The sequence below is a fragment of the Streptomyces pactum genome, assembly GCF_016031615.1.
GTDB lineage: Bacteria > Actinomycetota > Actinomycetes > Streptomycetales > Streptomycetaceae > Streptomyces > Streptomyces pactus.
On sequence record NZ_JACYXC010000001.1, the window covers coordinates 99469 to 119941 of the forward strand.

Genomic DNA, 20473 nt, shown 5'->3' on the forward strand with positions numbered 1-20473 from the left:
GGGCCGGATCGCTCCGGCCACGGTCGCCCGTCGGCGGCGGCCCGACCGCCCCGGGGGCGGTCCGCGCCGTCGTGGTCGAGGACCCCTACCGTCGTGGTCGGGGCACCTACCCGCGTGCCAGCCCGTGGCGGTCGGCCCAGGCGTGAATCGACGCGGCCAGCTCCTCGGGACGGTCCTCCGGGGAGTGGTGCCCGGCCGGGCCGTGGCGGGAGACCTCCAGGCCCGCGATGTTCTCCTCGCACCAGGCCACGGCGCCCCGGTCGGTCATCGCGCCCGGACCCGGCTCGAACGCGACGAGCAGTTTGGGGACGTCGGGACTGGCGGCCAGCCACGCGTCGTAGCGCTCGACGCGGGTCACGACGTCAGCGGGCTCGCCGTCGAGCGGCATCATGCGCGTCCACGCCAGCACCGGGCGGCGGCTCCGCGGGGTCGGGAAGGGGCGGCGGTAGATCTCCAGGTCGGCGGGGTCGAGCGGGGTGGCGAGCGTGTCCGGCAGCCCCTCGATGAACAGCGACTTCTCCAGGATCATCTCCTCGCCCACTCCCGGGGTGCGCAGGAGGGTGAACAACTCCCGCCCCGCCGCGGGGAACTCGTCGCCGACCAGCGGCTTGACGATCGTCTCGGTGAAGGCGATACCGCGGACGCGGTCCGGGAGACGGGCGGCTCGGTCGAAGGCGAGCGCGCCACCCCAGTCGTGGCCGACGAGGACGGCCTCGGCAAGGCCCAGGGCGTCGAACCAGGCGTCGAGGTAGCGGGCGTGGTCGTCGAAGGAGTAGGCGATGTCGGGCTTGCCGGAGGCGCCCATGCCGATGAGGTCGGGGGCCAGCAGACGACGGCCGGGGGCGGCGACCCCCGGCAGGACGTTCCGCCACAGGTGGGAGGAGGTGGGGTTGCCATGGAGGAAGACGAACGGCAGCCCGTCGGGGTCACCGGACTCGCGGTAACAGAGGGTGGAGTCGAGGACGGGAAGAGTGGGCATCGTGGTGTCGCTCTCCTGCGTGCGGAGGGTTCTTCGGAACGCACTTGACTGTGCCGGTCACCGAACGCAGGCTCAACGCTGATGAATAACGCCGCCCCTGCTCCCGCCCGCACCCGAGGCCGCCCCCGCGGCAACCCGCCGACCCGCGGGTCGATCGCCTCGGCGGCCCGTGCGCTGTTCCTGGAGCGCGGATACCGGGGCACCACCGTGCGCGCGGTGGCCGCGGCCGCCGGCGTGGACCCGGCGCTGATCGCCTACCACTTCGGCTCGAAGAAGGGCCTGTTCGCGGACGTCATGCAGTTCCAGTGCGCCAACGCGCTGGCGGTGGAGACCGTCCTCGGCGGCGACCCGGCCACCCTCCCCGAGCGCCTGATCGACGCGGTGACGAGCCTGTGGGAGGACTCCGACTTCCGGCAGCTCACCGCCCAGGGCGACGAGGCCGCCGAGGTGATCCGCGAGTACCTGGAACGCGAGCTGCTGGCCCGGCTCGTGGAATTTCTCGGCGGCCGGGACGCGACCGCCCGCGCCACGGCCGTGGTGACGGTCCTCGGCGGTCTCGTCTACACCGCTACCTCAACCCCCTGCCCACCCCGCCGCCCTCACCCCGTCCGAGGCCCGGCGCGTGCTCACCCCGGCGCTACGCGCGGCGCTGGCCCGTGGGCCACGCACCGCGGCAGCCCCCGGAGCGGGCCGTCGTGGGTCACCGGCCGCCGGCTGAGGCACCGGGCAGGACGACCACCGCCCGGGCGGGGTCCGGTACCCCCGTCCTCCCGTGCGCGTACCCGGGTGGACCACATGCGTGAGGACGGTGCCGGGCCGAGCGGGTCGACCGCCCTCCTCGGCCGCGGGATCGCCCGCGGCTGCGGGTGCCCGCCACCCGCGGCCTTCACACGGTCCGAGCCGCCCTCGCGCGATGCCTCCCGCAGCGGCCTGGTGGCGAAGGTAGTCAACAGCCCGTGGCAGGCGGTCCTTTCGGGGGCGACCGGCCCCCTCCGCGTGGTGAGGTCGCGCGCTCGTAGCCGTCCGGGCGGCTGCCCCCTGTCCCGGCGGCCGCGGGACGCGAGGCGGGTGGCTCCGAAGCTTCCCCGGGCACGGAGGCGAACCGGCCGCGCGGATGCCGCTCGCCGACCCGGCGGCACCGGTCCCGGGCCGGACGCCGGGGGTTCGGGGTCGGGCCGTGGCGGGCGGGCTGCCGCGGGGAGCGCTGGCACTGAGGGCCGCCGTCAGGCCCTCGGTGGGACGGAGGGAGCGCTGGTGCCCAGGGGCTTGTCAGTGGCCGTGTCTAGCATGGCTGCCATGACGAACACGCAGGTGGGGGCGGCCGAGCGGCTGCTGCGCGAGATCGCCGGGGCCGGTCGGGCGGCGAAGGACACGGGTCCGTGGCGGGGTGCGGCGCGGTCCGTGGTGGAGCGGACGCGGCCGGCGCGTTCGGTGGCTGCCGAGGTCGCCGCCGCCGGTGGACCCGACGACGACGCGGCCGCCCACCTCCGGCAGATGGTGGAGCGCCACCTCGGTGCGGACGGGGCGCGCTGGCGGTGGCTGCACGACGCGCTGGCCGGGTACCGCGGCAGCCTGCCCGAGCTGCTGGCCGCACCGCAGGCGCCGACGGAGTCCGACGACGCGCTCCGGCCTCCGGCGCCCCGGAGCGTCCACCGCACACTCGGCCTGCTCCTGGAACACGCGCGGCCGCGGCACGCCGCGGAGGCCTTCGTCGCCCTGCCCGAACGGGTGGCGACGGAGCTGCTGACCGGCGGGGCCCACCCGGCGCCCACCCTCGTCGCCGCCGTCGTCGAGCACGGCGACGCGCGCCTCCGGGCGGCCCTGGCCCGCCATCCCCGCCTCGACACCCGGGTTCTGGCCCGGCTGGTCGCGGTCGGCGACGCCCGGGTCGCCGCGGCCGTCTACCGCAACCCGCGCACCACGCAGTCCCTGCGCCGCACCATCGCGGACCGGATCGACACCGTTCCGCTCGACGAGGCGCTGCGCGCCGAGCTGACGGCGCCGGACAGCGAGGCGCCCCGCACCTGGCTGGCTCCGCTGCTCGGCTCGGGCGACCCGCAGCTCGTGGTGGCGGCGCTGCGGTCGGGCGTGCGCCAGGTGGCCCAGCAGTACGCCCTGCTGCGGATCTGGGAGCGCACCGGCCCGGACGCCGTACGCGCCGTGCTCGACGACCCCGCCGCGACCTTCTGGCTCGGCCGGGCGGTCGCGGAGGCGGTCGGCCAGGCTCTGGCCGCACCGGACGGCGACGGGCCGGGCCTGCTGCGCGCGCGGTGCGAGCCGTACGAGGATCCGGCCCGGCTTCCCGCGCTGCTCGCCACCACCCGGGGCACCAGCACCCTGCGCGACCTGCTGTCCGAGCCGTACGCCCACGACCTCGACGCCCTCGCCGAGGCGCACGCCGCGACTCCGTTCATGCCCAAGGCCTGCGAGGAGCTGGCCCGCCACGAGGCGGCCGACGACGCACAGCGCGAGGCGTTCCGGCTGAGCGCCCTCAACGAGCCGTGGCGGGCCGCGGGCCGTCGTGCGGGGAACAGCACCCCGCCCGCGCGGCGCCTGGCCGAGGAGGAACTCGACGGCAGCGCCGCCGTCTGGGCGGAGGGCATGGTGGCGGCGGGGTACCTCGATCCGGTCGAGCTGATCGGTACCGCACGCCCTGCCGCCGCTGCCCTGGCCGCGCTCGCCCGCCTCGCCGAGCGGGACCTGCTGGGCACGGCGGCGGCAGAGTTGCGGGGTCTGACGGAGAGGCATCTGGGGGAGCGGAGGCGGGCTTGGGCCGCGCTCGACGCCCTGCTGCCCCAGCACAAGGGAACCGTCGCGGAGCTGATCGCCACGGCGGGGAAGGCGGACCCGACCGCCGCACCCGAACCACCGGCGGAGCCCGGAAGCCCGGCCCGGGCCGAACCGGCGGCCGGCGGCCCCGCCGAGCACCCATCGGTGGCCGAGCCCGTACCACCGGCGGTGCAGAACCCGTCCCGGCGGCCCCCGCACCGGCATGAGCGCGTGCACGCCCTCGCCGCACTCGACCTGCTGTACACCCTCGCCCCGGACGGTGCTCCCCCGCCAGGGGATCCCGAGGTGCTGCGCGCCCTGGCCGATCACGAGCAGGCGACCGCGCCCGGCCTCACCACCCCCGGCTGGTTCGCCCGCGCCTGCGCCGCCCACGCCATCCCCGCCTCCCGGGACGGCGCCGGGTACGAGGCGCCCGGCCTCGACCAGGTGCGTGCGGCACTCCCCGAGACCTACGGTTCCGGCGCGCAGCACACCGAGCGCGCCTACGTGCAGGGCGTCCTGCCCGCCGAGGAGTTGCTCTCCCTGCTGCCCGCCCGGCGCCTGCTCCTGCTGCCCCACGACTGGCGGCGGCTCGCGTTCGCCGGGGCGTGGCGGGCCGCGCTCGCCCGTCGGCTGCGCGCCGAACTCGGCGCCGACGCCGACGCCTGGCTCCGCCTTGCCGCGACCGTGACGGCCTCCGAAGCCGCCTCGGAGTGGCTGACCTGGGCTCAGTTGCTGGAGCGCACGCGATCCGGTGCGAGCCCCGCGGCCCGCCCGGGGACCTCCATCGGCAGGCCCCGGCCGGCCACGCCCGACGAGGCCATCGAGCTGCTGGAGCACGGCAACCATCTGTGGGGCTGGCCGGAAGGCACCCTGCTCTGCCTCGCCGACCCCGAGGTGATCGCCGCCGTACTGCCCCGGCTCGGCCCCGACGGACCCTGGCTGCTCGCCGCGTACCTGCTGCGCCACGACCGCACACCGCAAGCCGCCCTCGACCGGCTGCTCGCGGACCGCGACCGCGACGCGCTGCGCGTCCTCGCCGCCCAGTCACGCTGGATGGAGCGCAGCGGCGCGGTGGAGCGCCTCGTCGAGCTCGACGACCCCGAGGTGGACCTCACCCTGCTGCGGCACTGGAACCCCCGGTCGGTCACCCACCGGATCGTGGCCCGGTCGCGGCCCGGCACGGGCCGGCCGTCCCTGGGCGCCCGGGTGCTCGCCGACTGGCGCGCCGGGCATGCCGAGCGGCCGGCCGGCGGTCTGACGTGGCTGTGCTCCGCCGAGCCGGACCTCGTCGAGGAGTTGCTCGTGCGGGAGGGCTCACGGCTCGGCCTCGGGCACCAGCTCCTGGGCTGCCTGCGGCTGCTCCGGCACGGCGGCGCCGACCGCCTGGCGCGGCTCGCGGGGCGCGACGTGCTCGGGCGCTCCGCCACCACCGTGTGCGCGAAGGCCCTGGCGTCCGCCGACCCGGCCGCCGTCCTCCGTGCCCGGCTGGACCGGGAACTGGCGCCGGAGAAGCTCGTCCGGAAGCTGCGGCGCGCCCGGCACGCACCGCACGCACGCGACCTCGTCGAGTCCCGCCCGCCGGGCGAGCCGGTGGACTGGGCCGCTCTCGAAGCCGCCCACGCAGTGGAACCGCTCCCGTACTGGCAGGACCTGGTCGGCATGGACGGCGTCCCCGAGGAGCTGAGACTGCGGCATGCGGCGCTGCTGCCCGAGCCCGGCCCCGACGGCCTGCCCGGCAGCGCGCGGGTCACCCGGGAACGGGCCCGGCACGGTCTCGGCGGCCGGTTCCACTGCGCGCCCACCACCCAGTTGGACGGGCTCCTGACAGCGGGACTGCTCGACGGTGCGGACCTGGTGCGCCTCGCTGCCCCGGCCGCCCGCCTGCTCGCCTACCTGGGCGCCGCCGCCCGCCGCACGGACGCCCCGCCCCAGGCCGAGGAGGCCCGCACAATCGTCGCGGGCCTGGTGCGCACCCGGCTCGGCACGGACCCGGCGGCCTGGCACCGGGTCGCCGAGCGGCTGACCGGCCTGGACCCCGCGTGGGATCCGAACTCGACGGTGGAGGCGCTGCTGGCCGTCCGGTAGGCGACCACCGTCCTTGTCGTACCGGCCGGGCGACGGGGCCGGCACCCCTCGCCGGGCGGTGTTCGTCGCCGGGCGGGGTGGGGTCACGGTTCCGCGCGGAGGCACTCGATCAGGTAGTCGCCGGTGCGGGGGTCGAGGGTGACGCCGTGGGTCTCGCTGCGGAAGCCGGGGAAGCGGCGGTCGAAGTCCTCCAGGGCGCGGAGGTAGCGGAGCAGCGGGCCGTCGGTGGTGCCGGTGGACTCGCCGGGCATGAGGACGGGGATGCCGGGCGGCGTGACGGTGACCATGGCGGCGGCGACGCGGTCCGCGGCCTTCGCCACCGGGACGCGTTCGGTGCCGCCGCGGATCAGCTTCTGGTAGCAGTGCTGCGGTGGCAGTACCGGCTCGGGCAGGTGACGGAACGCGGCGTCGAGCGCGTCGATCAACTCGGCCCGGGCCAGGTGCTCGTGCATCTGCAGACACAGCTGTTCGAGGGTGAGCCCGGCGTAGCGGTCGGAGTACTCGCCGACCAGGTCGGGCAGTGCCCGCTCCAGCGGGGCGCCGCCGTCGTGGAGGGCCTTGAAGTCCATCAGGGCGTCCATGAGGGTGCCCCACTTGCCCTTGGTGATGCCCATGGAGAAGAGGATCAGCGTGCTGTAGCTGTCGGTCTTCTCCACCACGATCCCGCGGGTGGCGAGATAGGCGGTGAGGATCCGGGCGGGAACGCCCCACTCGGACCGCCGGCCGGTGGCGGTGATGCCCGGGCAGGTGAGCGTGACCTTGATCGGGTCGAGCAGGCAGTCCCCCTCTTCGAGGCCGGTGAAGCCGTGCCATTCGGCGCCCGGTTCCAGGTACCAGCAGCGCGGCTCCCGTGCGAGCAGGGAGGCGGGAAGCTCGGTGAAGTCGGTCCGCTCGCCGGTGCGGGGGTCGGTGAGGGAGTCCGGCTGCCACACGCCGAAGAACCACCCCGGCCGGTCGCCCGCGTCGGCGATCCGCCGCCCCGTGGTCACGACGGCCTTCCGGAAGCGGATGGCCTCGATGACGGCCTCGTCGATGAGCGCCCGGCCCGGTGCGCCGTCCATCATGGCCGTGGCCACGTCCAGCGAGGCGATCCCCGGATAGAAGGGGGATGTGGTGCCGTGCATCATGAACGCCTCGTTGAACCGGTCGTGGTCGACCGGCGCCCTCGGCGCCGACTTCACATGCACCATCGCGGTCTGCGACAGGGCCGCGAGGAGCTTGTGGGTCGACTGGGTGGCGAACACCGTGGGCCGCACCTCGTCGTCGAGGGCGTCCGGGCCGACCGCCATCCCGTACCGGCCCTCGTAGAGCGGATGGAAGCGCGCGTAGCCGAACCACGCCTCGTCGAAGTGCAGGCGGGGGGTGCTGGGTGCCAGCCGGCGGGCGGTGCGCACGGCGTCGTAGCACAGGCCGTCGTAGGTGGAGTTGGTGATCACCGCGTACTGGGCCCGGGGAGAGACGGCGCCGGCCGTGAGCGGGTTCGCCCCCACCGTGGCCCGTACCGCCGCCGGGTCGGTGTGTGCCGACGGCACCGGCCCGGCCAGTCCGTACCCGTTGCGGGTGGGCACCAGGTAGACGGGGCGGGCGCCGGAGATCACCAGGCCGTGCAGGACGGACTTGTGGCAGTTGCGGTCCACCAGCGCGATCTCGTCGCGGGTGACGCTGTAGTGGCCCACCATGCGGTCGGCCGTGGAGTCCCCGTGCAGCACGAAGTAGGTCCGGTCCGCGCCGAAGACGCGGGCCGCGTTGCGTTCGGCCTCGCCGATCGGGCCGGTGTGCTCGAACAGCGAGCCCAGCTCGCCGACCGAGATCGACAGGTCCGTGCGGAACAGGCGCTCGCCGTAGTAGTCGAAGAACTGCCGGCCGACCGGGGACTTCAGGAACGCGACGCCACCGGAGTGCGCCGGGGTGTGCCAGGAGTACTCGTGCGCCTGGTCGAAGCGGCGCAGCGCCTTGAAGAAGGGCGGCAGGATCGCCTCGTGGTAGCCGCGGGCGGCGGAGGCCACCCGCCCGGCGATGAAGGCGGGGGTGTCCTCGAACGGCCAGACGTAGCCGGAGACCACCTCGGAGACCCACAGCGGCAGTTGCTCGAACGCCTGGCCGTCGTCCGCCCCGTGCGCCATCACCAGGAGCACCGGCAGGTCCTTGAACCGCTGTCCGATCAGCCGTAGGACGGCCGCGCCACCGCCCTCGGGATCCGGATCACCGCCGGGCAGGTCCCAGGCCACCACCGCTCCCGCGAGACCGGCCTCCATCCGCAGGACGGCCCGGGCGTCCTCGACGTGCGAAGCCCACCGCACCTCCAGTCCCTGGGATTCCAGTTCCTTGCCGATCCTGGTCAGCTGCTCGCCGACACGGACCGGACCCTCGGGCACCGCCACCAGAACCGCACCGTTCACCATGCCCAGCACTCCTGCCGATTCCGGGGATGTGGAAGGCCCCTCAGTGTCCTCTCGCCCGGGCCCGGCGCACCGATTTTCAGATCGGCTTCACCGGATCGGGTGGCCGATCGCGGTTCGGCCCCGGCCGGCACGGTCCCTCGCGTATCCGGCCGGCCGTCCGGTCCGCAGCGGGTGACAGCGACGTCACTCCGCAGGAGGTGGAGGAGCACACGTTGCTGCGCGCCGCGCGGCCGGAACGTGGACGGTTCGAGGCACCGCCGCGGGGGCGTAACGGGCTGGGGACATGCCCGCCCGGGCCTGCCCCCGGGCCCTGGCCGACTCCTTCGCCACCGTCCTGCGGGGACTTGCGCAACGAGCCCAGGACGGGCCGAGGCCTGCCTGCCGACCGCGGCGGCCGACGTGGCGCCGGCCTGCCCGGCCGGCAGGGCGACACCGGTCTGTTCGCTCTCCCCGACCAGCGGGACCACGTTCCACGGCGGTGCTGCCCTCGCCGTCGATCTCGCGGACGCGTGCGCGCAGCCGCCGGCACAGGTGCCGGCGCGTGTCATTCCGTCGGAGTGCCGATCCGAAGCCGGTTGCCGTCAGGGTCGCGCAGCTCGATCTCACGTGCCCACGGGGCGTCCTGCACCCGCACCCCGAACTCGGAGGCGATGGCCTCGACGTCATGTACACGGAGGTAGACCAACGTGTCGGGGCGGGCATCGCCCTCGTGCTCCGACAGGAACAACCGCACTCCGCCCCGGGCGACCTCGACGAACGCCGGAAGTTCCGGTTCGAAGCGGTGTTCCCACTGCTTGGCGAAGCCCAGTCGCTCGTACCAGGCGGCCGCCGCCCCGGCATCCTCGACCCGGAGAATGGGAATGGCTTCCTCGTTCATGGCGTCATCGTCGCAGATCACCCCGGCCGGCCGCTGTCTCCGCCCGTACGGTGGACGGCACCGCTCCCCCGCAGCGGCCTGCCGTCCCCGGCGGGCTCCCGGCACCCGGCCGGAGCCCTCCGTGAGGGCTCCGGCCGGGTGCCGGTGGCGCGGACGACGGTGGAGTGCCGGCGCACCATTCCGGTCTGACGGACCTCCTTCACACCCGGCGGGTGAGCCGACGGACCGGGAGCGGCCCGCCCGCCCGGTCACCTTCGTGGCTCCTGCCCGGCGGTCAGTGCGTCCGCCGCTTGCCGTGGTAGCGCTGGGCGAGCCGGGCGAGGGCGACAGCACCGAGCAGCAGGCCGAAGTCGCGCAGCGCGATGTCGTAGTAGTCGGGGATGGTGAGCAGGTTGACGATGATGCCCGCGAGCCATGCGGCCACCAGCCAGCCCCCGAAGCGCGGGGCGAGCGCGACGACAAGGCCTGCGACGATTTCGATCACTCCGACGGCGTACATGGCCTGCTGGGCGCTGCCCGGCACGATGTCGTTGATCCAGGGCGCGAGGTAGGTGGGCCAGTCCACGAGCAGGTTGGCGAACTTGTCCAGCCCGAACAGGATCGGCGCCACCGTGAACCCGGTGCGCAGGATGACGAACGCCTGGTAGCCGGGGTCGGCGAGCGCGGCCCGACGCGAGTCGGCGGACGGAGTGGTTGTGGTTGCGGTTGCGGACGACATGACGCCCACCCTTCTATCGACAACTCTCACTATCAATAGAAGCGCGCCGGCTTTCTTTAGTCAATCGCCATGGGTTTTACACTGGTGTTCGTGGATCACCCGAAGGAAGCACCCCGCCCCGAGATCGCCGCCGTCGCCGCGCTCGACGAACCGAACCGCAGGAGGCTCTACGACTACGTCGTGCGCCGGCCGGGGCCGGTCAGCCGCGACGAGGCCGCCGAGGCCCTCGGCCTTGCCCGGCAGACCGCCGCGTTCCACCTGGACCGGCTGACCGACGAAGCCCTGCTCGACGTCGTCTACGAACGGCGCAGCGGTCGCACCGGCCCGGGTGCGGGCCGGCCCGCCAAGCTCTACAAGCGTTCCAGCAAGCAGGTCACCGTCAGCCTGCCCGAGCGCCACTACGAGCTGGCCGGACGGCTCCTCGCCCAGGCGCTGGAGGAATCCGAGGCCACCGGTGAACCGGTCCGTCCGGTCCTGCACCGCAAGGCCCACGAGCTGGGCACACAGCTCGCCGGGCCCGACGGGGCGGGCGTGTTCGCCGTGCTGGAGGCCAACGGCTTCGAACCCCGCCGTGACGGTGACGCCATCGTGCTGGGCAACTGCCCCTTCCACGCGCTCGCCCGCGAACACACCCGGACGGTGTGCGGCATGAACCTCCACCTGCTGCGTGGCGTGCTGGACGGGCTCGCCGAGAGCGACCTCCAGGCGTGCCTGGCACCCGGCCCCGGGCACTGCTGCGTCCGCCTGGAACCGGCTCCCCCACCGGCCACCGGCGTGCGCCCGTCCTGAGGCGGGGCACCGCCCGCGGTCCCTGATCCCGCGAGGAGCACCCCGGAGCCGCGGTCGATCGCCCCGCGCCGCGCCGTGCGGGGCCGCTTCGTCCGGCCCTGCCGGAGGACACCCTCCGACGACCGTGGTCCGCGGCGGTCGTCGGGTCCTTCGTCCACCACCCGGGCGGAGCGCGTCGTTCACCATCACCGCATCTCCCCGCTCCCCACACGTGCTTGGGACCGAGCATCTACTGTGGTCTGAATCCAGGTGTCGAGGGGGGCGCATGCCAGGCGAAAACAGGGCCGGAACCGGTGGTGGCTCCGACGGACCGTGGGCGGGTCTCACACCCCAGCAGGCGGGCTCCGGGGCGGCTCAGCGATGGCCGACGGCATCGTCCCACGAGGCCTCGTCCACGTCCGGCCGCCCGCAGGTGGTGATCGAGGGCCGCTACGAGCTGCTGGAACCGATCGGCAGCGGCGGCATGGGCGAGGTGTGGAAGGCCCATGACCGGCGGCTGCGCCGGTTCGTCGCCGTCAAGGGCCTGCTCGACCGGAACGCGGTGACCCCTGGTTCCCAGGCCGCGGCGATGCGGCGGGCGCGCCGGGAGGCGGAGGCCATAGCCAAGATCGAGCACCCGAACGTGGTGACGGTTCACGACCAGGTCGAGACCGACAACCAGGTCTGGATCGTGATGAAGCTGCTCGACGCCGGGTCGTTGGCGGATCTGCTCCACGAGCAGAAGGTGCTCGCCGTGCCGAGGGCGGCGGACATCGGCCACCAGATCCTCCAGGGTTTGCGGGCGGTGCACGCGGCGTCGGTCCTCCACCGCGACGTGAAGCCGGCCAATGTGCTGGTCCGGGACGACGGACACGTGATCCTGGTGGACTTCGGGATCGCGACGTTCGAGGGAGCCACCCCGCTGACCCGGTCGGGCAGCGTCATCGGCACGCCCCCGTACCAGGCGCCGGAGCTGTTCTTCGGCGGGCCCACCCCCGCCTCGGACCTGTGGGCACTGGGCGTCACGCTGTACGAGATGGTCGAGGGCCGGCTTCCGTTCGACGGCCGGGAGCCCTGGGAGGTCCAGGCGAGCATCGAGCGGTCCCCGGACCCGGTCCTGCGGTACGCGGGCCCGCTCGCCCCGGTGATCCAGGGGCTGCTGCGCACGCATCCCGACGAGCGTCTGGACGCCTCCACTGCGGAGGGCATGCTGCGCGAAGTGCTGGGCGCTCCGTCGAACGCCGTCCCCGCCGGGGCCGCGCCGCAGCCGCCGGGGCCCGCACGCGCCCCGGAGCCCGCGCCCGCCCCGCACCGGAGCCCGCACCCGCACGGAGCCGCGCCCGCGCCGGTTCCGGCATCGGAGCCCGCGTCGGCCCCGGCTCCCCGCGCGCCTCCGCTCCCCCGGCCGCCCGGGAAAGGACCCCGGGCCCGCCTCCCGGAAGGGCGCGAAGAGGGCGGTCGCGGTGGCTCTCGCCGTGACGTTGCTGACCACCGCCGGCTGGCTCGTGGCGAACGGATCCGGCTCGGACCCCGGCACGGGCGAGAAGGCCAGGGCCGACGGTGCCGCCGGCCCGGACGGCCGGGGTGGCGACGCCGAGGCGCAGGCATGGGCGGAGTGGCGGAAGGCCCATCCCCAGCTGAAGATCGGCGTCAAGGCCGATCAGCGAGGACTGAGCCTGAAGGTGAAGGACGGCGAGGGCAAGGACACGTACGCGGGTTTCGACATCGACATGGCGTACAAGGTCGCCCGTGGCCTGGGATACCGGGACAACGACGTCACGTTCGTCGATGTCACGTCCGGGAACCGGGACAGCCACCTGAAGAGGAAGGCGGTGGATCTCGTCATCGCCTCGTACACCATGAAGGAAAGCGCCGAGATCGACTTCGTCGGCCCGTACTACGAGGCGGGCCGGGGATTCCTGGTGCGCACGGACTCGGTGAGACACGGGGAGATCAAGGACGACAGCTATCTGCAGACCGAGAAGGTGGAGGTGTGCACCGCCAGGGGCTCGACCTACGCGAAGGACCTTCCCTCCCGCGGCTTCACCTTGATGAAGTCGCTGCCCAGCACCTACGAGATCTGCCTGGAGCAGCTGCTGAGCGAAAGGACGAAGGTCTACGCGGTCGCCTCGGACGACGCCGTGCTCGCGGGCTACGCCCGGTCGGACACGGTCAAGATGCTGGACACCATGGAGGGCACGGAGGAATACGGAGTGGCCATGCGCTCCGGAACGCCGGCCCTGAAGAAGAGGGTGTGCGCGGCGGTGGCGGCGATCCTTGAGGACAGGCCTGGGTGGAACGCCATGTACCAGAGGAATCTGGCCCCGCTGCTCAAGAAGCCCACGCCGGGCGTCCCCGACCTGGACCCGGAGGTGTGCCCGCAGAGCTGAGCGGAACCGGCGGGACCGCCGCCCCGGCCGGGGGCCCGCCCTACCCGGGGGACAAGGCGCGGATCGGCGCCTCCCTGGGGACAAGGCGCGGGTCGGCGCCGTCCCCGGCCGTCGTCCCGCCGCGGAGGCGGCGGCCGCGCGCCCTGGCGACCGGGCGGCCGCCGCCTCCGAGGGTGGGGCAGTGTCCCGACGGCGCGGACGACGCCGGGCCCGGCCGGCCCGGGAGGCCGGTCCGGTCCCCACGGAGCTGCCGGACCGCGAGAAGACCGCCGTTCCGGTGGTGCCGGTCCGGTGTCAGGCCGCGGGGGCCGCGCGTTGCAGGGCGGTGACGACGCGGTCGAGGGCGTCCGGGCTGTGCGGGTCGGTGAGGTTGACCCAGAGCTTGAACATGAAGCGCCGGAGGACGGGCCGCTGCAGGCTGTGGGTGGCGACGAGCTTCATGACGCGCGGATGGTTCAGGGCCTGCACGACGAGGCGTCCCACCGTGAAGTAGCGCCCGTAGGCCTCCCGGATGGTCACGGGGTAGCGCAGCAGGGCTTCGTCGCGGGCGCGTGCGGTGGGCTGTGCCAGGGCCCGGGTGACGGTTTCGGCGGTCAGGCGGCCGGATTCCATCGCGTAGTCGATGCCTTCACCGCTGAGCGGGTTGATCATTCCACCGGCGTCGCCGGTCAGCAGCAGACCGCGGGTGTACTGGGGGCGGCGGTTGAGTCCGGCGGGCAGCGGCGCTCCGCGCAGCGGTCCGGTGGCGTGATCCTCGTCGAAGTGCCAGGCCGCGGGGAGCCTGGCGGTCCACTCCCGGAAGATGCGCCGGTGATCGACCTCGGGTCTGCGTCCCAGGTGGAAGGTTCCGACGCCGACGTTGAAGACGCCGTCACCGACCGGGAAGATCCATCCGTAGCCGAACGGCATGACGGGCCGGCCCCGGCCGTCGCGGGTCTCCAGGTCGAGCCATGCCTCCAGGTGATCCCGGTTGCGGTGCGGCGCCCTGTAGTAGCGGCGTACGGCTACGCCCATGGGCCGGTCGGTGCGCTGGTGGAGACCGAGGGCGACGGCGAGCCGGCCGGCGGCGCCGTCGGCGGCCACCAGCAGGGGCGCACGGTAGGTGTAGGTGGCACCGTCCCGGTGGGCGACCACGCCGCGGACGTGGCCGGTGGCCGGATCGACCAGCGGCGCGGTGACCCTGGTTCCCTCCAGCAGGCGCGCACCCGCCGCCACCGCGTTCCGGGCGAGCAGCTGGTCGAGGTCCTCGCGGGGCCGCACGAGCCCGTGGTCGGGGTAGGACGCCACGTCGGGCCAGGGCAGCTCGACGGTGGTGCCGGAGCCGTGCACCCGCAGACCGCGTGTGCGCACCCACCCGTCCCCGTCGAGGTCGATGCCCATGTCGAGGAGTTCCCGCACGGCGCGCGGCGTGAGCCCGTCCCCGCAGATCTTGTCCCGCGGGAAGGTGGCCTTCTCCAGCAGCAGGACGTCGTGTCCCGCGCGGGCCAGGTGGTAGGCGGCGCTGCAGCCGGCCGGGCCGGCGCCGACGACGATGATGTCGGCCGAGTCGCCGTGGTGGGGGGACGGGTCCATGGGCTTTCCTCCGCGGGGGTCGTCGGCGGCGGGTAGGAGGGCTTGGCATCCGTACCCCGCCCGGGGAGGCCGATCACCGTTCGGGGAAAGTTCTGCCGCCATGGACGTGCCGCACCCGACGCGACGCATCGCACACCCGTCCGGTGACGGGGATGGCCGTGGGCGGACCGGAGCCGGCGACGCCCTAACGACGGCGCCCCCGGCCGACGACCGTCCCCCGCGGTACGACGGCCGTCGCCCTGCCCGGCTCCGCACCATCGGCCGGCGGCCGGCGCCTCCGTCCGAGGCCGACCCGTGCCGCCGGGTTCCCGCCCCTGGCCTGCGCGGGCCGCCTTCCCTTTCGGTGGGCGCGGAGCGACGGGCATGCCCGCCTGGTGACGGGTGATGCGGGCGACGCACGGGCAGCAGGAACGGCCAACCGCGCCCCGCGGCGCCCGTCCGGGGGAACCCCCGGGCGACGGAGGAGCCGTGTCCCCCGGACCGTAGGGTGGGGGCGGTCAGGCCGGTCCCGGACCGCCGGGATCGCGGCGGGGCCGGTGGGCACGAGAACGGGCGGCGCCTGAGCCGGGGCCTTCGGGCGGCCACCGGAAGCGGAGCGCCGAGGGGGTTTGCCGTGGACTGGTCGAGGGGGCTGCTCGGTTTCGCCGCCGGGCTGCTGATATCCGTCGCCACGGCGCCCGTGGGCGTGTCCGGGGCGGTGTTCCTGCTGCCCGTCCAGGTCAGCGTGCTGGGCGTGCCGAGCCCGGCGGTGACCCCGACGAACCTGCTCTACAACGTCGTGGCCGGCCCCGGCGCCCTCCTCCGCTACCGGCGGGCCGGTCGTCTCGCAGGACCACTGACCCGTCTGCTGGTCGCCGGCACCCTGCCCGGTGTCGTCCTCGGCGCCCTCGTCCGTGTCTTCGCGGTCCCCGGCCCGCGCGTCTTCCGTCTGCTCGTCGCGGCGCTCCTGCTGCCGCTCGGGTTGTGGCTGGGGCTGCGGACCGTACGTCCGGCGCCGGCCCGTGCGCCGCGTCCGCCCTCGCCGCGCTCCATCAGGGCGTCGGCCCTGGCCGTCGGCGTCGCCGGCGGGGTCTACGGGATCGGAGGGGGCTCCCTGCTCGGCCCGATCCTCGTGGGCCGGGGAATCCCGGTCGCCACCGTCGCGCCGGCAGCGCTGGCCGCCACCTTCGTGACCTCCGTCCTCGGTGCGGTCACCTACGCGCTGCTGTCCCTGACCGCCATGGGCGAGGTCGCCCCCGACTGGCTGCTGGGCCTGTCCTGCGGGGCCGGCGGCCTCCTCGGCGGGTACCTGGGCGCACGCCTCCAGCCCCGCCTGCCCGAGACCGCCCTGCGCCTGCTGCTCGTGGTCCTGGCGACCGGGGTCGGCGCGCTGTACGCGGTGCAGGTCATGGGCTGACCGTGCGGTGATGCGGCCGCCCCCGCCGCGCATCGGTCCCGGTCCTCGGGCGGGTGGCAGGAGACGGTCCCCGGCCGCCGGGGGGGAGCGCCCGGTCGTCCCCGCCCTTCCGCACCTGCCGGACCGGTGCGGTGAACGCACCTCCCGGCGGCTCGGTGGGCGGGCCGGAGGGCCCCGGCCAGCCCACCGAGGCATCAGGAGGCCAGCGCCTCGCGGAGCGTCGAGGGCTTGAGACCGAAGGTGTTGCGGATGTCGCCGTCGTCCACGATGAAGGGACGCTCGGACATGTAGCCCATCTCGGCGAACTCCCGCCACAGCGGATCGGTCAAGGACAGCAGCGCCAGGTCCCGTTCGGTGAGCGGCTCCAACCGCGGTTCGGGTGCGCCGTGGAGTTCGGCGAGTTCGGTCGCGGCGCGGCGCACGGTCGTGGTGATGACCGGGGCGTGCCACGCCCGTCCCCAGGACCGGTCGTCGCCGCCGACCGCCACCAGTGCCGCCGCGACGTCTCGGGTGAAGGAGAACGAGTGGGCCGCATCGGGGTTGCCGTGGACGAGAGCGAGTTCACCGTCGAGGACCCGGTCCGCGACCAGCAGCGTGAACGCCGAGACCGCGCCCGGGCCCAGGTACTGGCCGGCTCGCAATTCGGTGACCCGCAACCGCCCTTCGTTGTGGGCGTTCTCGGCCTGCCGCCACAGTTCCGCCCGCACCCGGCCCTTCCGGGTGTGCGGGGTCATCGGGGTGCGCTCGGTGACCGGTTCGGTGGTCTGCTGGTAGCCGTAGTGGTTGCCGAGCATCACGTAGTCGGCCCCGGCCCGCTCGGTCGCGGCGAGAATCGAGGCGAACAACGGCGGCATGGTCTCCGGCCAGGTCTGGTAGGCGGTCATGGCGGCGTTGAAGACCGTGGTCGCTCCGGCCAGTGCCTCGGCCAGCTCGTCGGTGCGGCCCGCGTCCAGGGCGACGCGTTCGATGCCGGGGTGGTCGGGACCACTGCCGCGGCGGGTGATGAGGCGGACCCGCTCGCCCCTGTCCGCCAGCTGTCCGGCGGTCGCGACCCCGGTCGCTCCTGCTCCGATGACGACTGGTCCACTCATGATCGTGTCTCCGTTCACCTTCACGACGAAACGCTTCCCCGCGGGGGGAGCGTGGTTCGCGGAGGGCCCGTCCGCACGTCCGACTCTGCCGTGCCGGCGCAGGGTAGGTTAGCGGCCTGAAAGCCACGAGCTCCAAGGATCCAGCCATGCATCGTGTCGCTGTCCTGGCCATACCCGCGATCAAGCCCTTCGACCTGTCCATGCCGTCGGCGCTGCTCGGCGCCGCCGAACTCGACGGTCGCCCCGGCTACGAGGTGACGGTGTGCACCGCGACGCCCGGTGTGATCGGCGCCTCCGGCGGAATCGAGGTGGTGGTACGGCACGGCCTTGAGGCGGTCGCGGCGGCGGACACGGTGATCGTCCCTTCGACGGCCAGCCGGCACGACACCGATCCGGCCGCACTGGACGCCTTGCGGGAGGCGGCCGCCGCGGGCAAGCGCATCGCCTCGATCTGCAGCGGTGCCTTCGCCCTCGCTCACGCCGGTCTCCTCGACGGCCGTGTCGCCACCACCCACTGGGCTCTGGCCGAGGAGATGCGGCACGCCTTCCCCTCGGTGCACGTGGACGCCGACCGGTTGTTCGCCGAGGACGGGCCGCTCATCACCGGTGCGGGCTCGGCCGCCGGGATCGACCTGTGTCTGCACCTGATCAGCCGCGACTACGGCGCGGCCGTGGCCAACGCGGCGGCCCGCGCCGCCGTCGTCACCCCGGTCCGGCACGGCGGGCAGGCGCAGTTCGTGCACACCCCGCTGCCGGCCGAGACCGGCTCCTCGCTGGACGCGGCCCGCGTCTGGGCGCTGCGGCACCTGGACCGGCCGATCTCGCTGCACGACCTGGCCGCCCGGGCCCGGGTGAGTGTGCGGACCCTGACCCGCCGCTTCACGGCCGAGACCGGGGTGACCCCGTTCCGGTGGTTGCTCCAGCAGCGGCTGCTGCGCGCCCGTGAGCTGCTGGAGACCACCGATCTCACCGTGGACCAGGTGGCCGACCGCAGCGGGCTCGGCTCCGGCGAGTCGCTCCGCCAGCACCTGAGGCGCCAGATCGGCATGACCCCGGCCGCCTACCGGAGCGCCTTCGCCCACCGCCGCGCGTGAGGGCCGGTCGGTGCGCCGCCCCGGCCGGGTGGCCGGCCCGGCCCCGTCCCGTCCGCCGGCCCGGCGGGACGGGGCTCGCCCGGCGTCGCCGGCCGGTGGTCACAGGGGCGTGACGTAGGCCCCCGCGATGCCGCCGTCGACCAGGAATTCCGCGGCGTTGACGAACGAGGAGTCGTCACTGGCGAGGAAGGCCACCGCGGCGGCGATCTCCTCCGGTTCGGCGAACCGGCCGGCCGGGACGTGGACCAGGCGGCGGGCGGCACGCTCGGGGTCCTTGGCGAACAGCTCCTTCAGCAGGGGGGTGTTGACCGGCCCGGGGCACAGGGCGTTGACCCGGATGCCCTCGCGGGCGAACTGCACGCCCAGCTCCCGGGACATCGCCAGGACCCCGCCCTTGGAGGCGGTGTAGCTGATCTGGGAGGTGGCGGCACCCATCCTGGCCACGAAGGAGGCGGTGTTGATGATCGAGCCCCTGCCCTGCCGCCGCATGTAGGGGATGACGGCCTTGCAGCACAGGTAGACGGAGGTGAGGTTGACCTCCTGGACGCGTTTCCACGCGTCCAGGCCGGTGGTGAGGATGGAGTCGTCGTCGGGGGGTGAGATGCCCGCGTTGTTGAAGGCGATGTCGATCGACCCGTAGGTGTCGTGGGCGGTGGCGAACAGCGCCTCCACCTGTCCGGCGTCGGTGACGTCGGCCCGGACGAAGAGCCCGCCGACCTCCTCGGCGGCGGCTTCGCCGGCCCGCTCGTCGATGTCGGCGCAGACCACGTGGGCGCCTTCGGACGCCAGGCGGCGCGCGGTGGCCAGGCCGATGCCGCTGCCCGCTCCGGTGATGACGGCGGTGCGGTCCACCAGGCGTCGGCAGGCCGCGTCGTGCTCGGTCATTCAGCTCTCCTCCGTGCTGATGAAGACGTTCTTGGTCTCGGTGAAGGCGTGGAGCGCGTCCGGGCCCAGCTCCCGACCGAGACCGGACTGGCGGAAGCCGCCGAACGGGGTCCAGTAGCGGACGCTGCGGTGCGAGTTGACGGAGAGGTTGCCGGCCGCGACGGCGCGCGAGACGCGGACGGCGCGGCCGACGTCGCGGGTCCAGATGGAGCCGGACAGTCCGTAGTCGGTGGCGTTGGCCAGCCGTACCGCCTCCGTCTCGTCGGCGAACGGGATCACGACGGCCACCGGTCCGAAGATCTCCTCGACGGCGGTGCGGTCGTCCGGCCGCCCCTCCAGGACGGTGGCCGGGTACCAGAAGCCCTTGCCGGCGGGGGTCTCACCGCGGATGGCGGCGGGGGCGGTTTCGGGGACGTAGGACCGTACGCGCTCGCGCTGGGCGGCGGAGATCAGCGGGCCCATGGAGGTGGCGGGGTCGGCCGGGTCGCCGGCGGTGAAGGCCCGCACGGCCGGTTCCAGCAGTTCCAGGAAGCGGTCGTAGACCGGCGCGTGGACCAGGATGCGGCTGCGGGCGCAGCAGTCCTGGCCGGTGTTGTCCAGGAACGAGCCGGGCGCGGCGGCCGCGGCGGCCTCGATGTCGGCGTCGGCGAAGACGATGTTGGGGCTCTTGCCGCCGAGTTCCAGGGTGACCCGCTTCACCGTCGCGGCGCACCTGGCCATGATCTCCTTGCCGACGGCGGTGGAGCCGGTGAAGACGATTTTGGCGACGCCGGGGTGTTCCACCAGCGCGCCGCCCGCGATGGGCCCCTCGCCGGGCAGGACCTGGAACAGTCCCTCCGGCAGCCCGGCCACCAGGGCGAGTTCGGCCAGCCGGAGCGCGGTGAGCGGGGTGGTCTCGGCGGGTTTGAGGAGGACGGCGTTGCCGGCGGCGAGGGCGGGGGCGGTACCCCAGGCGGCGATCGGCATGGGGAAGTTCCACGGGGCGATCACGGCGACGACGCCCAGCGGTTCGTGGAAGGTGACGTCCAGGCCGCCGGGCACCGGGATCTGGCGGCCGGTCAGGCGTTCCACTCCCCCGGCCGCGTAGTCCAGCAGGTCGCGGACGTTGCCCGCCTCCCAGCGGGCGTTGCCGATCGGGTGTCCGGCCTCGCGGACCTCCAGGGCGGCCAGCTCCTCCAGGTGGTCGTCCACGGTGGCGGCGAAACGGCGGAGCAGCCGGGCGCGGTCACCGGGGGCGAGGGCGGCCCAGCGCTCCTGCGCCCGCGCGGCCCGGGCCACGGCGGTGTCCACGTCGGTGCGTCCGGCCGCCGGGACGGTGGCGATGACCTCCTCGGTCGCCGGGTTGAGTACGTCAAGCTCGTCCAAGGTCTCTCCTCGCGGCGTGCCGGTCCGCGGGTCGTGCGCGGCGGCCCGCCGGTGGTCGGTGTCGTGCCCGCCCCCTCTC

The 20473-nt window shown here is 74.3% G+C and carries 11 protein-coding genes and 3 pseudogenes; 6 read left to right on the top strand and 8 right to left on the bottom strand.

The genetic code is table 11. From position 1 onward, the window contains the following. Positions 1–106: 106 nt before the first annotated feature. Positions 107–985, bottom strand: a pseudogene (locus IHE55_RS00435) (haloalkane dehalogenase); the annotation flags it as partial. Positions 986–1060: 75 nt separating this feature from the next. Here IHE55_RS00435 and IHE55_RS00440 point away from each other — a divergent pair. Together IHE55_RS00440 and IHE55_RS00445 are read left to right on the top strand one after the other, a co-directional pair. Next, positions 1061–1489 (top strand): annotated as a pseudogene (locus tag IHE55_RS00440) (TetR/AcrR family transcriptional regulator); the annotation flags it as partial. Positions 1490–2275: 786 nt separating this feature from the next. Next, positions 2276–5836, top strand: a complete 3561-nt coding sequence (locus IHE55_RS00445; RefSeq protein WP_197987181.1) for a hypothetical protein — start codon at positions 2276–2278, stop codon at positions 5834–5836. Between the two features lie 83 nt (positions 5837–5919). Here the strand turns inward: IHE55_RS00445 and IHE55_RS00450 are convergent, their stop codons facing one another. The 3 genes from IHE55_RS00450 to IHE55_RS00460 form a co-directional block, all read right to left on the bottom strand. Further along, positions 5920–8238, bottom strand: coding sequence for an Orn/Lys/Arg family decarboxylase (locus tag IHE55_RS00450; protein WP_197987182.1), 2319 nt, complete (start codon positions 8236–8238; stop codon positions 5920–5922). A gap of 544 nt (positions 8239–8782) precedes the next feature. Beyond that, the gene (locus tag IHE55_RS00455) at positions 8783–9115 is read right to left on the bottom strand and encodes a glyoxalase superfamily protein (protein WP_197987183.1); all 333 of its coding nucleotides are present in this window, start codon (positions 9113–9115) and stop codon (positions 8783–8785) included. Between the two features lie 274 nt (positions 9116–9389). Further along, positions 9390–9833, bottom strand: coding sequence for a hypothetical protein (locus IHE55_RS00460; RefSeq protein WP_197987184.1), 444 nt, complete (start codon positions 9831–9833; stop codon positions 9390–9392). A gap of 84 nt (positions 9834–9917) precedes the next feature. On the opposite strand from IHE55_RS00460, the gene IHE55_RS00465 reads away from it, so the two are divergent. Beyond that, positions 9918–10622 (top strand): helix-turn-helix transcriptional regulator, encoded by a 705-nt coding sequence (locus IHE55_RS00465; RefSeq protein ID WP_197991685.1) that lies wholly within the window; start codon positions 9918–9920, stop codon positions 10620–10622. Between the two features lie 265 nt (positions 10623–10887). After that, a pseudogene (locus IHE55_RS33370) lies at positions 10888–12991 on the top strand (serine/threonine-protein kinase). 294 nt (positions 12992–13285) lie between these two features. Here IHE55_RS33370 and IHE55_RS00475 read toward each other — a convergent pair. Next, positions 13286–14563: a geranylgeranyl reductase family protein gene (locus IHE55_RS00475; protein ID WP_197987185.1), complete on the bottom strand. Its 1278-nt coding sequence runs from the start codon at positions 14561–14563 to the stop codon at positions 13286–13288. A 613-nt stretch (positions 14564–15176) separates the two neighbouring features. On the opposite strand from IHE55_RS00475, the gene IHE55_RS00480 reads away from it, so the two are divergent. Then, positions 15177–15959, top strand: coding sequence for a TSUP family transporter (locus IHE55_RS00480; protein WP_197987186.1), 783 nt, complete (start codon positions 15177–15179; stop codon positions 15957–15959). 194 nt (positions 15960–16153) lie between these two features. On the opposite strand, the gene IHE55_RS00485 is transcribed toward IHE55_RS00480, so the two are convergent. Next, positions 16154–17050, bottom strand: a complete 897-nt coding sequence (locus IHE55_RS00485) for an NAD-dependent epimerase/dehydratase family protein (RefSeq protein WP_197987187.1) — start codon at positions 17048–17050, stop codon at positions 16154–16156. A gap of 146 nt (positions 17051–17196) precedes the next feature. Between IHE55_RS00485 and IHE55_RS00490 the strand changes: the two genes are divergently transcribed. Further along, a complete protein-coding gene (locus IHE55_RS00490; protein WP_197987188.1) occupies positions 17197–18144 on the top strand; it encodes a GlxA family transcriptional regulator in 948 nt (315 codons plus the stop codon). Positions 18145–18243: 99 nt separating this feature from the next. On the opposite strand, the gene IHE55_RS00495 is transcribed toward IHE55_RS00490, so the two are convergent. Both IHE55_RS00495 and IHE55_RS00500 read right to left on the bottom strand, forming a co-directional pair. Continuing rightward, the gene (locus IHE55_RS00495) at positions 18244–19029 is read right to left on the bottom strand and encodes a 3-oxoacyl-ACP reductase (RefSeq protein ID WP_197987189.1); all 786 of its coding nucleotides are present in this window, start codon (positions 19027–19029) and stop codon (positions 18244–18246) included. Continuing rightward, complete coding sequence (locus IHE55_RS00500; RefSeq protein ID WP_232265392.1) at positions 19030–20394, bottom strand: aldehyde dehydrogenase family protein; 1365 nt, start codon at positions 20392–20394, stop codon at positions 19030–19032. It abuts the gene before it with no gap. Positions 20395–20473: the final 79 nt, after the last annotated feature.